The sequence below is a fragment of the Kordia aestuariivivens genome (assembly GCF_014397005.1).
Lineage (GTDB): Bacteria > Bacteroidota > Bacteroidia > Flavobacteriales > Flavobacteriaceae > Kordia > Kordia aestuariivivens.
Genome location: NZ_JACGWS010000005.1, coordinates 281,694 through 296,466 on the forward strand (window position 1 = coordinate 281,694; position 14,773 = coordinate 296,466).

Here is a 14,773-nt window from a genome sequence, read left to right on the forward strand (position 1 = left end):
TGGTTTACTCATAATAATTTATCCTTTTTTTGCTGTGATTGATTTTAAAAATTTTTTTCTAAATCCAGACGATGTAAAACCATGAATACCTAATAATTTTACTATTTCTTTATTAGTGGCTGATGCACACCCAAAATTAATTATTCCTTCAGCAAATTGCCTTAAATTATCCTTTACTAAAAGTAGAGATTTTTCATCAATAACTCTAGTGTTTTCACTTGGATTTACATTCCAACCTTTAATACTTGGAGATTGTAAAGTTACTAAATTATAATTCGCTGCATTACCATATGCTTTTTTAAACCATTCACCTGACTGTAATAATTGCCCAATATTATCTCTTGTTATTTCACTATGTATCGCTCTAGATTTAGCTTCCAAAACTAAAAAATGATTATCTGTCATGGCCCATAATACATCTGGTCCATTTCCAAATTCTTTTTCAGGTTCTTGTGCATGAAAGCCTAATAATCTACCTACTTCTGCTAGTGAGAATTCAAATTTACTATGATGTATATCAGGATTGAATTGTAAATCATCAAGAATGTCTTCAAAATAAATCTTAAAATCTTGAGCTGTATCAAATTGCTTAACAAAATTTAATACTTGAGTAGCCTGCTCCTCTCCACCAGAAATTTTAGTATAATTGTAACCGTTTATAGATTGAAGCATATGAGATGTGGTGCTTGATGCTTTAAGTTGAAGATCATTTGATTTTACGGTATTTCCTTGATAGAGTAATTGAGCTGCTAATTCAAAATAATAACCTCTCTGTTTACTTGTCAAAGAATAAGCATCAACGATATCATTCATAATCATACTAGATGCACCTTGAAAATCTCGACTCCTATATTTTGATATAGCATCAGATTCGATTTTTGCTATTTCCAGATTTTTAATCAATCTATCATCAGAAATATCAGCTTCTGTTTGAGATAGTATTTCAGAATGATATTTTCTCCAATCTTGATCTTGAGTTAAGCATAAATAGGCAGTATCTTTTATCGTCTTTATTGAATCTTCTTTAGATTCACCTTCTAAAATAGTAAGGCCTAAATTCAACTGTTTTCTAGTAACGGGAGTAAAATATTTTAAATTTGATTTATTCCCAACGAATTGTAATAATTTTTTACCCATCAAAAACACAGTACAATAATCACTTCCAGACCTTACTGCTCTTCCTAGACCTTGTTCAATTATTTGTGCTTTTAATGATGACTTAACTGATTCAAGTCTCAATTCAGAGTACGATTGTTTATATGATGCAAATGAAGGATATCCGTCTAAAATTAGTACTCTACACATATCTCCATTTAAGTCTACACCGTCATATCTATTCATTAAGACATACAAACCTCCTTTTTTAGATTTTAATTCTTCTATACTTTCGTTAATTTGCTCATTTTCAATTATAGTAGCACCAATATCTTTCCACTTTTTAGCTCTATTTCTAGAAGGAATCATAACAACAACATTTATTCCAGAATTTGCGTACTCTTTTGCCATTAATAATATATTTTCCTCTTTTATATTTGAATCAAATCTGTTAGGAGCCAAAATTAATCTTTGACCTACATCCTTACGATCTTTAGGGATAAGAGCATTTTCAATACTCTCTTTACTAATTCCAAGATCCTTTACTAAATCAATTTGATCTTCAAAAGTGGCTGATAAAATATATCTATGCTTAGCTTCATTAAAAGCTCTTACATTATGAAAAGGCACATATGTTGGCGCAATTTCTAATCCATTTGGTCCGACAAAACAATCATAAGACTTCAAGTCATCTGCAATTAAACCCCATTTAAAAAAGAGTATCTCCTTATCATCATCGTATTCACCAATTAATTCCAGTAACTCCTGACTTCTAGACAACCAAGACCAATATGGAACTTTCATTATTTTTGCATATGGATCATTTTTTAATAAATTCTGGTATGTACCAGGAGCTTGATATTTGAGATCGTTATCAAAAAGATTTAATATTCGATCACTTAGTTTATGTTTAAAAGGAATTTGAATTGTAGTTGCTGTTCTAGCTATATCTAAGCATACATGTGCATCATCTAATACAATTGAGCCAACTTCAATATTGTCTCTTTCAAAAATTGATCTAGAATTAAACATCTTTTGAAAAGTACAAAGTAATATACTTTTTGAATTTAAAAAATCATTAGGGAATTGATTTCCTTCTTCTATTTCACAAATCGGAATTCCATAAAGTAAAGCTTGTTTTCTAGTTTGCTCTAAAAGTTGTTTATCAGGACACAAATAAAGACTTGTCCCTACTCCTTCAACCATTTTAGAGTATAGCATCAATAAACTAACTAAGGTTTTACCTGAACCAGTATTCATTTTACAAAGAACATCTCTTTGATTCCTATCTTTATGCCAAGAATTTAATACCTCTTCTTGTATTCCTCTTAAGTAGGCATATCCTTCTTTATGAAATAAAGTTTGAAATAATTCTATCGGTTCGAAATTCAATTCTTTTGGAGTTGAATCTTCTAGTTTCTTTTTAAATATATTCATTTTGTTATATTAATTTAATTTTTATATTAGAAGTGTATGCAAAATTACATAATTAACAATCTAAATTTTACATATTTAAGTTAAACTATACTACAAATACTAAGTTTTATAAACCATTCAACTTCGACACATTCACCGACAATTCAAATCATTTTATCGCCAAAAATCACAATTGGTACACTTTTCGATAAAAAAACAACAAACAACTTGCATAGAGCGGAGTCGAAATACTATTTTTGTAAGGAAGAATAAAAAATATTAAAACCAGACTCCGTTCTTCAACGGAGTTAGTTCAACTTACAATTTTTAGCTCGCCAAAAAAGGCTTCTAAAAATTGAGTTTCACTAAAATAAAAAAACATGAAACACCATATAATTACTACATTCCTCCTATTCGTAACGATTTCAACGTTTGCACAGAAGAAAGAGAAAATTAAAGGAAATCGTGAAGTCACCACTGTGATTTATGAATTAGATCCGTTTACGGCCTTGGAAGTGAAAGAAGCGCTCGAAATCACTTTGATCAACGGAACATCGCCGCAAGTGGAAGTTATTACAGACGAAAACTTACATGAAGTATTTTCTATTGAAGTTGTGGATGGAACCTTAAGTATTTCCACAACGAAAGACATTCGCAGTCGTAAGAAGTTAGAAATTTTCGTAACAATTTCGGATAGCTTACAACACATTCATGTTGAAAGTGAAGCGGAATTGAAATCGCTCACTACATTAAACATCAACAAAGCAGAAATTAACGTCATGGGCGACGCAGAAGTTGATTTGAAAATTAAATCGGATTCGTTAGCCATCAATAGCTTTGGAAATGCGGAACAACAGTATCAAATTAATACCAATGAATTGATTTTGACCGCTTTTGAAGATTCAAACATTAAAGCCAACGTAACTGCTACAAAAGTAACTTCGCGTGTGGAATTTGCGGAAGTACTGTTAGAAGGTCAAACCGATAGTTTATTTTTGGAAGTGAAAGAAAAAGGTGAATTTATCGCGCCACAATTCACTGCAAAAGAAATTAGTGTCACGGCAACCGAACAAGCTAAAGTAGTGATCAACGCAACAGAATCCATCACGATTGATGCACATGATACTTCTGTAATTAATTTGTTAGGAAATCCAACGTCAATTAATATGCTTAAATTTGAAGGAGAAGCTGTATTGCGCAAGATTGACGAAAATAAAAAAGGATTTTTGAAACGGATATTTTAAACTGGCAAACCAAATATGGGCACATTTTTTACCATCATCATCATTTTAACGATTTTATTTGTCGGTGGATTTACCGTGTTAATTGCGTTTGTGATTAAAAAGTCAACCACTCCTAAAACTGCGGAATTTATCGAGAATGAAAAGCAACAACTATATGACAATGTGTTGAAAAAACGCAAAGAGTTGCATCCGCACAAAGCGGAAATGTTTCGTCAAGTTACGGATGCGATGGTTTTTAATTATACAAAAGCAGTTACGTATTATAAACTTTCAGGTGTTATTTTAAACGAACAACGCAAACCAATTGTCGCTTTTGAACGTATTGAACGCGGCATGCATACGAAAGGTCATTTATACGCGATGACAAAAAAACAAACGTTTTATTTTGATTTTACAGGCTTGGAAGCTACGTTTTATTGTAATGAAGAACTTTTAGGCCGATTCGACAAAACAGGAACTATTTATAATGCGAATGAAACTGCAATCGGTCACGCAAAACATCCGATAAAAGCTTCTTTTGACTTGCAATTGTTTAAAACAACACATCATCGTTTGGGTGAAGGACTTTTTCCGCTAACGTTAAATGGACGGCAATTGGCAACGATTAATGTCGCGCCAAATTATGATGATATTGATTATAATCCTTCTGTGCAAGGTGTTTTTGAAGATTTAGGTTTCGGTACGCCAATTATTACGTTAACCGACACGCCAACTGCAGAAGAAGAAAATTGGTTGTTAGCCTTTGCAATTTTTGAAACTGCTTTTCATGGACATTGGCTCATTCCCTAATTGAAAAGACGTATTGACTCATTTATCGTTTTCGTTTTAACTTCAATATGCTAGTTTAGGCACAATAAAACAATTCATAACTCATGAAAAATATTTCTAGGAGAACATGAGAATTAACTTTTTACCGAAATAGCCAAATCAGCAGTTGTCAAATCTACTTTAAGTCGTTTTCTATATTGCTTAATGGTTAAAGTACTTCCATCATGACTCCAACCTGGTGCTGCAAAGATGTACATAAACTTATGGTACCAATTCTTAGATTTCTTAAGATCTTTCCAAATATCTCTATACTCATGCGTTAGGATTACCAAAGGATTATAAGAATTAGGCGGATGCGTAACACCAAATTTAATTTCAATATTTTCATCAAGTGCTTTCCATGTTCCAAAAATCTTATCGAAGATGTTTAAAAATCCACCATGGTTTTTATCCATGTACTCAATATTTTTAGAATGATGTACTTGATGCATTGTATGCGTATTAAATACTTTTTCTATAATTCCCAACTTTGGTACGTAAGGCGAATGCAGCTGAAATTGCCATAAAGCTTCTATTCCTAAACAAACGACTAGCATTTCTGGTGCAAAACCAATTGCAGGAATCCACATATAAAAAAATGTTTTATAGAAAATGGTAAACCAGCCATTCCGTACAGCGGTTCCTAAATTAAAATTATCTGATGAATGATGGACAACATGAGCAGCCCATAATATACGAATGTTGTGATTTTGCCTATGAAACCAGTAATAACTAAAATCATCTGCGAGTTGACAAAGTAGCCAAACATACCAAGCATAACCAAACGATTCCCATCCCATGATATTGGTACGAACACCACCTATAATTGGATTAAATAGTTCGTAAACAAAATTAAGAAGAACAATTGCAGCAATCGTTTTAGTTAAGGGAGCCAAAATGACCGAACCAATTCCCATACTAATACTAGCTGCTAAATCTTTCCATTTATAGAGCGTTTTCTTTTCTTTTGTAACATGCTTACTATAAGTTAATTCAAGTGCAATTAATCCTAAAAAGCAAGGTACTCCGTAAATAAGTGGGTTAGTAAAGTCGATTTCTGTTAAGTATTTCGTGTAATATAGAGCAAAATTCTTGTACCACAACTCTAAAAAAATTAAAAAGCGTCAATCCAAAGATAAATTGACGCTTTATAATTGTTCCCTAAAACAATTTGCAAATATTAGTAGTGATCCGGACAACAAAATCCTCCACCACTACATGCCCAATTTGGTGGACAATCAGAATCGCGATCGCAATAAATCATAATACCTCCATTAATTTTTGATTGTGTTTCTTTACTCAATGTTTCTGCATTTTGTATGTTTAAAATTTTTTTTAACATGATGTTCGTTTTTTTTGATTCTTACTCTATTCAGGCTTTTCAGATAACGCCTTTATGTATTTCTAAAGTAAGAATAAGCAACATGCAATAAGTCAATCCCGATAAATATTAACGAATTTGAATAAAGGTTGACTTTTTTGAAATATAGAAATGTTCCTTGAAAGTAATCTCGATACAATTTTTTTCATTGCATTCAAAAATCACTCGATCTGACGTATATAAGAAATCATACGTCATTATGAAAAGTAATAAAGAATCTGTTGTATTCTAGTTAATTGCTAATAGATTCCCGCCTAAGTGGGAACAAGTCTAAAACAATCCAATTTGTCCGTCACCAGCAATTGGTGGTTCTTCGCCTGAATCAGTATCGCTTTTTGGTTTCTCAATAGTTTCAGTTCCGTCAACAGTTTCTTCATCGATTACTTCTATTTCTTCAGGTGGAAGTTCAACTTCTTCTTCATACGGCAACGATTCCAAGGTATTGACCTGGCGAACTTTATCAGTGGTTAATTGGTTTCCTAGCGCTTTTATACCTTTTACAGCAATAAACTCTTCCATATTGATTTCCATTGGAGGTTTTTGCTCTTTTCCGCGTTGTTTAGAGAAAACAACTTCTGCCACTGGTCGCCAATCAGTCATTACGATTTCCAATTGTGATTTTGGATGTTCCGTAATGAACAATTCAACTTTTGACGTGTTTTCAACCAAGAAACGTTTCACATAATAGCGTTCTTTTTCTCCATCAAAATAGATAACTGAAATTGGTTTTTTTGGTTTCCATTTTTCCAACACAATCATATCATCGTCAAAATGCGTGGTCAATTCAGGTAAAATGGTTTTGAGTTCTCCTTTTTGATTGATGATTAATAAACGATCTTCACCTCTGAATTCTCCGATGAGTTCTCCTCTAGCATCAACATTTAAGCGCTGTACCGTATCATCAAACCAAATTTTACGAGGTTTTAAGGTAGAAACTCCTTTTTCTTTGAGTTCAATGCGTTTGATAGAATATTTCGTTACAATATTTCCTTTAACAGCTCTACCTTTAATTGATAAATCTGCAAAATCAATATCCCATTTTAGTTTTTTGATACTTCCTGCCTGGCGTAACATAACCGTAATTACTTCTGCTTCTCCATTTGGGTTTGCAGAGAAATACGTAACCATTGAACCTTTGTTTCCTTGTGTCAAATGGTATTCTTTGTCACGCGTAACACTAGTAACAGCAAAACGTTTTATATAACTTAGACCACTTTTTCCATCACGATAAATCATGTTGTAAATGGTTCTTTTATCTTTTTTCTTGAAGATGGCAACATGAATGATGTTTTTACCAATAAATGTTTTCGCATCTACTTTGGTCACTTGCATGATTCCATCACGAGTAAATACGATAATGTCATCAATATCAGCACAATCTGTTACATATTCATCTTTCCGTAAGGAAGTTCCAACAAAACCTTCTTCCCTATTTACATAGAGTTTTGTATTTCGAATGACTACTTTTCGCGCATCAACATCATCAAAGATTCTGATTTCAGTTTTACGCTCTTTTCCTTCTCCGTATTGCTTTTTTAAACGTGTAAAGTAATCAACTGCATACGTGATTAGGTTTGCTAAATGATGTCTTACTTCCGCAATAGTATCTTCTAAAGCATCAATTTTTTGTTGTGCTTTGTCAATGTCAAATTTTGAGATACGCTTGATACGAATTTCGGTCAATCGAACAATATCTTCTTCCGTAACGGCGCGTTTTAAATGCGTAATGTGTGGTTTTAAACCTTCATCAATAGCATTGATAACTCCTTGCCATGTTTCTTCTTCTTCAATTTCACGATAGATTCTGTTTTCAATGAAAATTCGTTCTAACGAAGCAAAATGCCATTGCTCTTGTAATTCTTCTAGTTGAATTTCTAATTCAGATTTTAATAATTCAACCGTATGATCTGTTGATCTTCGCAACATTTCTGAAACGCCAATGAATAAAGGTGTATTATCAGAAATGATACAACCCAATGGTGATATAGAACTTTCACAGTTTGTAAAAGCATATAAAGCATCAATGGTTTTATCGGGTGAGATATTGTTTGGCAAATGCACTAAGATTTCTACATCTGCGGCCGTGTTATCTTCAATTTTTTTGACTTTTATTTTCCCTTTGTCATTCGCTTTTAGAATCGATTCTATTAAAGAAGACGTATTGGTTCCAAAAGGAATTTCAGTAATGACTAGCGTATTTTTGTCTAGTTGTGAAATTTTTGCTCTAACGCGAACTTTTCCACCACGCAATCCGTCATTGTAATTACTGATGTCCATAATTCCCGATGTTGGGAAATCTGGGTAAATTTGAAAACGCTTTCCTTGTAAATGTTTGATGGAAGCATCAATCAGTTCTATAAAGTTGTGTGGTAATACTTTGGTGGATAAACCAACCGCAATTCCTTCCGCGCCTTGTGCTAAGAGTAATGGGAACTTTACTGGAAGATTGACAGGTTCGTTTCTACGTCCATCATACGATAGTTGCCAATCAGTAATTTTTGGACTGAACACAACATCCAACGCAAATTTTGATAAACGTGCTTCAATATAACGAGAAGCTGCCGCGCGGTCACCTGTGAGAATGTTTCCCCAGTTTCCTTGCGCATCAATCAATAAATCTTTTTGACCAATTTGTACCATCGCATCAGCAATACTTGCGTCTCCGTGCGGATGATATTGCATCGTGTGCCCCACAATATTGGCAACTTTGTTGTAACGTCCATCATCCAAATCTTTCATTGAATGCATAATACGTCGCTGCACAGGTTTAAAACCATCTTCGATGGCAGGCACTGCTCTTTCTAAAATTACATAAGATGCATAATCCAAAAACCAGTCTTTGTACATTCCTGTAACTTTGGTAATTGTCTCTTGCACATTGTTATCATGTTGCTGATTTTCAGCAGGTAATTCGTCGTTATGTTCTTCCATTAAGAAATTTCCTTGTTATGCTTTATGACTTTGTCTAATGATTTTTTTAGCGCTTTCTTTTTTCTTCCGCTCAATAATGAGATATTAAAATGTACACGCTTGGTTTTGTTGCTTCTTGATCTGACATAGATATAGAGTGTACTAAATATGATGTAATTCTGTATTCGATATCGCTTTAGTTTTTCTTTTGGAAATTCAGCTCTTCGCTCTCTGTAATTGATGAAATTTGAGATGAATAATCCTTTGTTGATAAACGTTAATACATTTCCGTCACTATCAAATTCAAAATATTTTGCCGTACTGTACACAAATCCAAGAAAAATAACCAAAGAAACAGGAATACTATACCATATATTGATTTTATTGGAATCTTCTCTAAAAATGAAAAGATACAGCATTGCTATAATACTTCCTATTACCAAAAAAAAGTAGAGAAATGATATCCACTTTCTTGATTTTGCGTTATCAAACCGCATAGTATACCCTTTATTTGTCTTCTACGAGGTCCAGTTCCACCTTTAGATTGTTAATAATAAATTCTTGTCTATTAGGGGTATTTTTTCCCATGTAGAATTGTAATAATTCTTCAATGGAGGTTTCTTTATCTAACATTACTGGATCTAGGCGAATGTCTTCTCCTATGAAATGTTTGAATTCATCAGGTGAGATTTCTCCCAATCCTTTGAATCGTGTAATTTCAGGTTTTCCAGAAAGCTTATTTATGGCGGCTTGTTTTTCTGCTTGACTGTAACAGTAAAATGTTTCTTTTTTGTTTCTAACTCTAAATAGTGGTGTTTGCAAGATATACAAATGTCCTTCTTTGATCAATTCTGGAAAGAATTGTAGAAAAAAGGTAATGAGTAATAACCGAATGTGCATTCCATCGACATCGGCATCTGTTGCTATCACAATGTTGTTATAACGCAAGTCTGCCAAAGATTCTTCAATGTTTAAAGCAGCTTGCAATAGGTTGAATTCTTCGTTTTCATATACAATCTTTTTTGACATTGCATACGAATTCAATGGTTTTCCACGCAAACTGAATACAGCTTGTGTATTTACATCTCGTGATTTTGTGATAGAACCCGAAGCCGAATCTCCCTCAGTAATGAATAAGGTAGATTCTAAACGTCTATCTTTTTTTATATCGCCCAAATGGACTCTGCAATCACGTAGTTTTTTGTTGTGTAAGTTTGATTTTTTAGCACGCTCTTTCGCTAATTTCCGAATTCCAGATAGTTCTTTGCGTTCGCGTTCTGCTTGCAGGATTTTGCGCTGCATACTATCGGCTACATCTGGGTTTTTGTGTAAATAGTTGTCTAAATATTTCCCAACAAAATCATTGATGTAGGTACGAACTGTTGGTAAATTTCCACCCATTTCTGTAGAACCCAATTTAGTTTTTGTTTGCGATTCAAAAACTGGTTCCATTACTTTGATACTGACCGCAGAAATGATTGATTTACGCACATCAGATGCTTCAAAACTTTTTCCGTAAAAGTCACGAATGGTTTTTACAATTGCTTCTCTAAATGCTGCTTGATGCGTTCCACCTTGTGTGGTATGTTGTCCGTTTACAAACGAATGGTATTCCTCGCTGTATTGTGTTTTACTGTGTGTGATTGCTACTTCGATATCATCACCTTCTAAGTGAATAATCGGATATAACATGTCATCTTTGTTATTGTTGTCTTCTAAAAGATCTTTTAAACCATTTTCAGAAAAGAATTTTTCTCCATTGAAAAGAATCGTCAATCCTCTATTTAGATATACATAGTTACGAAGCATTTTCGCAACATATTCTGTTCTGTATTTATAGTTTTTAAATATAGCTTCATCCGGAATGAACGTAACTTTTGTTCCACGTCTGCGAGAAGTTTCATCTAAAAATTCTTGATCAATTAGGTTTCCTTGTTCAAATTCCGCAGCACTCGATTTTCCATCACGAGAAGATTCTACCCTAAAATAAGAAGATAATGCGTTTACTGCTTTGGTACCAACTCCATTTAGTCCAACAGATTTTTTAAACGCTTTGGAATCGTACTTTCCTCCTGTGTTCATTTTGGAAACTACATCAACTACTTTCCCCAAAGGAATTCCACGACCGTAATCGCGCACGATCACTTTTGTTCCTTGAATGGAAACTTCAATCGTTTTTCCTGCGCCCATGACATATTCATCAATAGAATTGTCTAAAACTTCTTTGACAAGAATATAAATTCCATCATCTGCAGAAGAACCGTCACCTAATTTTCCGATATACATTCCAGGACGCATGCGGATATGCTCTTTCCAGTCAAGTGAACGTATGTTGTCTTCGGTATATTGTGTGTCTCCTGTCATTGATTGAGGTGCTATTAGGGTTGGATGCTAATATACTACATACCATCAAAAAATAAAACATGAACGACTGAAAATAATCAACAAAAAGCGCAATATTTTTGTGAATATTGCGCTTTTTTAAATGATTTTTAATAATTGCCTTTTATTCTGACCAATAACGAAGCGTTACAACGATGAATCCATCATTTCCAACAAGGCTCGTATCTAAAGTTACCGTGCTACTTGAAGCACCATCAAAGTAGCCATCGTATGCATCAAAACGATATGTTCCAGCTGGTAAATTGAAGAACAAGTTGAAATCGTAATAATCAGGATAAATATTCTCGCCAGTTGCTTGGTTTGTTGCTACATATCCTGGTAATGTTCCTGCTGGAACTGGTGCGCCTGTACGTTCGTCCACTAATTCAACACGAACATTGTAGGTGATTGCCAACGATTTTAAAGCAGTTGCCTCCGTTTTGATTTCTTTTGCAAGTGCAATTTGATTGTTGAGTAATGCGCGGATTTCACGGATTAATTGACGCGCCGTATTTCTGTTGTTTTGCTGAATTTCCGTTGCTAGTAACGCACTTTTGTTACGAACGAAATCTTCATTTCCTTCAATGGTAGAAGCTTTACTTTGAATGCTACTAGGATCGATATTGCTGTTTCCTTGTGCAGCTTGCCCAATGTAATAAATTACTTCATCGCTATATTCTTCTACAACTTCCATACCTACATCCATAATTTGAAGATAAGTAGCTACATCTGCATTGACATTGTTGTTTACTAAATAATCAACAGTTAATACTTTTAAAGCAGCTTTTACTCTTTTTGCTTCAATGCGAATGATTTCTGCGGAATCGAAAGTTTCGTCTAAGTTATCGATTACAGATTGTTGAGCATGCGTATTCATAACGAATAGCATTAACAGTGCACTGAGTGCGTACGTAATTTTTTTCATGATAATTTAATTTATTTGGTTACCATGTTAAGTTACGAACGGAATGTGTCTAAATGTTTACTGTTATAGTATAAAAATTTTAATGTTTAATCGTACTTTTTTAAGCATTAATGAAGGAAATGAAATACAAAAATTTTAGCTAAGTATTTGTTTATAAGCAAAAAGCGAACCGAAGTTCGCTTTGTATTTTATTAGTATAAGTAAGGTATTTCTAAAGAAAAAATTACACGTTAAAAAGAAAATGCATTACATCTCCATCATTTACAACATAAGCTTTTCCTTCAACAGAAAGCTTTCCAGCTTCTTTTACTTTTGCTTCACTTCCATAAGTTACATAGTCATCATATTTGATTACTTCCGCACGAATGAATCCTTTTTCAAAGTCTGTATGAATAACTCCAGCTGCTTGTGGCGCCGTTGCACCAATAGGAATCGTCCAAGCGCGAACTTCTTTTACACCAGCTGTAAAGTAGGTTTGTAGATCTAATAATTTATACGTGGAACGAATTAAACGAGAAACACCTGCTTCTTCTAATCCGATATCTTCTAAGAATAATTGACGTTCTTCATAGTCTTCCAATTCAGCAATATCCGCTTCAGTTCCAACAGCTAATACAATGATTTCAGCATCTTCGTCTTTTATTGCTTCTTTTACTTTGTCAACATACGCATTTCCAGATTTAGCCGAAGCTTCATCCACATTACATACATATAAGATTGGTTTTGCTGTTAATAATTGAAAACCTTTCATCAATTCTGCTTCATCATCCGAAACTTCAACAGCTCTTGCAGAAATTCCTTGTTCTAAAGCTAGTTTAAATTTTACAAGTACAGCTTCTTCTTTTTGCGCTTCTTTATTTCCTGTTCTTGCAGCTCTTTTGACTTTTTCTAAGCGCTTTTCAACCGTTTCTAAGTCTTTTAATTGTAGTTCAATATCAATCGTTTCTTTATCGCGAATTGGATCTACGGTTTCGTCAACATGAATAATATTATCGTTATCAAAACAACGCAAAACGTGCATGATGGCGTTACACTCACGAATGTTTCCAAGAAACTGATTTCCCAATCCTTCACCTTTACTAGCTCCACGAACCAATCCGGCAATATCCACGATTTCAACCGTTGCTGGCATCACTCGTTCAGGCTTTACCAATTCTTCTAACTTTTCAATTCGTGCATCTGGCACATTTACTACACCTAAATTTGGCTCAATGGTACAAAATGGAAAGTTTGCACTTTGTGCCTTCGCATTCGATAAACAGTTAAATAAGGTTGATTTTCCAACATTTGGTAATCCTACAATTCCAGCTTTCATGTCTTAATTTTGATAAAAAAATTTCGTGGTGCAAATATAGTATTTATGTGTAGATATTATAATTTTATTTTGGATAGACTTTTTGGGCGTTTTTGACTTGTTCAGACCTGTTAGATTTTTGGATATGGTAGACAGATTCAAGCATATTTCTATGTTCCTGAAAAAACTGTTATTGCAAGAGTTTTACCAATAATTGGTTTAATAACTATGTGTCCAAAACTAAATACAAGTTTGCATTCTTTTTCAGAAACAAAATAAAGGTCCAATTTCCCTTTGTCATCTGTTTTTAATTCAAAAATTGGTGATGAAAGAACATATTCAATATAATCATAGCCATCAACTTTTTTTATTCTACCCAAAGGTCGATTATCATAAACTCGTATGGTTTCTTGTTTTGGTAAAAGATCCTTTGATACTACCAATACACTTATATGGAAAGCTTCATCATCAACATAATTACGTGTTTCAGATTTGTATGATTTAATTTCTTTTCCAATGAAACTAATAGTTTCCGAAGCATTTTGACGGTAAGAACTTTTACAAGCCGTAAAACAAATTATAAATGTTATAAAAGTTAGTAATTGATTTTTCATAATGTAACATTACGTTTATTTTCGTTCATCCATTTCCAATATGGAATATTCAAAACAGTCTGACCAACCCGATTTTAAAGGCAATACTTCTCTTCCACGACCTTCTCGGATCATTCCAACTTTTTCAAGCACTTTGATGGAACCTATATTATGGACAGAACATCCAGCTTCTATTCGGTGTAATTTGAGTGTTTCAAATCCAAAATCTAGTATTGCTTTTACAGCTTCTGTTGCAAAACCTTTTTTCCAAAATTTCGGATGAATTTTATACCAAATTTCTGCCCTTTTGTATTTTTTATTTCCAAGCTTGAACCCAAATAAACCTATGAATTCTCCATTTGATGTATGTTCAATTGCAAAAATGTAATTCTCAATTTCGCTTTGTTGTTGATCAGCAATCCAACCTTGGACTATTTTGTTCGTTTCTGAAATGTTTGTTGGAATTCCCAATGTATTGTATGCATCTACTTCAGGAAAAGAATGCAATTCATGAACCGAATTCAAATCTGATGACTTAATCAATCTTAAGGTAAGTCTTTCTGTTACTATTTCGAGTTTTGTCATTATTGGCAATTGTTCACAATATATTCTTGAAACAACCGAAACTACTCGTTTCAAAATTCAAATCAAAATCATCAAGGATTATTTTAGAGAAATCATTTTTAATTAAAAATTTCAATATGTATTGGGTAACGATTTTCTACT

The 14,773-nt window shown here is 33.4% G+C and carries 12 protein-coding genes; 2 read left to right on the forward strand and 10 right to left on the reverse strand.

Annotation, left to right across the window (positions count from 1 at the left end):
* Positions 1-18: 18 nt before the first annotated feature.
* Positions 19-2,532: a DEAD/DEAH box helicase gene (locus tag H2O64_RS10400; protein ID WP_187562130.1), complete on the reverse strand. Its 2,514-nt coding sequence runs from the start codon at positions 2,530-2,532 to the stop codon at positions 19-21.
* A 359-nt stretch (positions 2,533-2,891) separates the two neighbouring features.
* Here H2O64_RS10400 and H2O64_RS10405 point away from each other — a divergent pair, with 359 nt between their 5' ends.
* Positions 2,892-3,755, forward strand: coding sequence for a GIN domain-containing protein (locus H2O64_RS10405; RefSeq protein ID WP_187562131.1), 864 nt, complete (start codon positions 2,892-2,894; stop codon positions 3,753-3,755).
* A gap of 15 nt (positions 3,756-3,770) precedes the next feature.
* Positions 3,771-4,544 (forward strand): hypothetical protein, encoded by a 774-nt coding sequence (locus H2O64_RS10410; protein WP_187562132.1) that lies wholly within the window; start codon positions 3,771-3,773, stop codon positions 4,542-4,544.
* A gap of 113 nt (positions 4,545-4,657) precedes the next feature.
* Here H2O64_RS10410 and H2O64_RS10415 read toward each other — a convergent pair whose 3' ends face one another.
* The 9 genes from H2O64_RS10415 to H2O64_RS10455 form a co-directional block, all read right to left on the reverse strand.
* The gene (locus H2O64_RS10415) at positions 4,658-5,617 is read right to left on the reverse strand and encodes a sterol desaturase family protein (RefSeq protein WP_187562217.1); all 960 of its coding nucleotides are present in this window, start codon (positions 5,615-5,617) and stop codon (positions 4,658-4,660) included.
* A gap of 125 nt (positions 5,618-5,742) precedes the next feature.
* Positions 5,743-5,904 (reverse strand): hypothetical protein, encoded by a 162-nt coding sequence (locus tag H2O64_RS10420; RefSeq protein ID WP_187562133.1) that lies wholly within the window; start codon positions 5,902-5,904, stop codon positions 5,743-5,745.
* Positions 5,905-6,213: 309 nt separating this feature from the next.
* Positions 6,214-8,874: a DNA gyrase/topoisomerase IV subunit A gene (locus H2O64_RS10425; RefSeq protein ID WP_187562134.1), complete on the reverse strand. Its 2,661-nt coding sequence runs from the start codon at positions 8,872-8,874 to the stop codon at positions 6,214-6,216.
* Positions 8,874-9,272, reverse strand: coding sequence for a hypothetical protein (locus tag H2O64_RS10430; RefSeq protein WP_187562135.1), 399 nt, complete (start codon positions 9,270-9,272; stop codon positions 8,874-8,876). The genes H2O64_RS10425 and H2O64_RS10430 overlap by 1 nt, the downstream gene beginning before the upstream one ends.
* Before the next feature lie 88 nt (positions 9,273-9,360).
* A complete protein-coding gene (locus tag H2O64_RS10435) occupies positions 9,361-11,217 on the reverse strand; it encodes a DNA topoisomerase IV subunit B (protein ID WP_187562136.1) in 1,857 nt (618 codons plus the stop codon).
* A gap of 142 nt (positions 11,218-11,359) precedes the next feature.
* A complete protein-coding gene (locus H2O64_RS10440; protein ID WP_187562137.1) occupies positions 11,360-12,160 on the reverse strand; it encodes a hypothetical protein in 801 nt (266 codons plus the stop codon).
* Positions 12,161-12,383: 223 nt separating this feature from the next.
* Complete coding sequence (gene ychF, locus H2O64_RS10445) at positions 12,384-13,475, reverse strand: redox-regulated ATPase YchF (protein WP_187562138.1); 1,092 nt, start codon at positions 13,473-13,475, stop codon at positions 12,384-12,386.
* Positions 13,476-13,624: 149 nt separating this feature from the next.
* Entirely contained in the window at positions 13,625-14,068 is a 444-nt protein-coding gene (locus tag H2O64_RS10450; RefSeq protein WP_187562139.1) for a hypothetical protein, read from the reverse strand.
* A gap of 15 nt (positions 14,069-14,083) precedes the next feature.
* Positions 14,084-14,632, reverse strand: a complete 549-nt coding sequence (locus H2O64_RS10455) for a GNAT family N-acetyltransferase (RefSeq protein ID WP_187562140.1) — start codon at positions 14,630-14,632, stop codon at positions 14,084-14,086.
* Between the last annotated feature and the right edge of the window lie 141 nt (positions 14,633-14,773).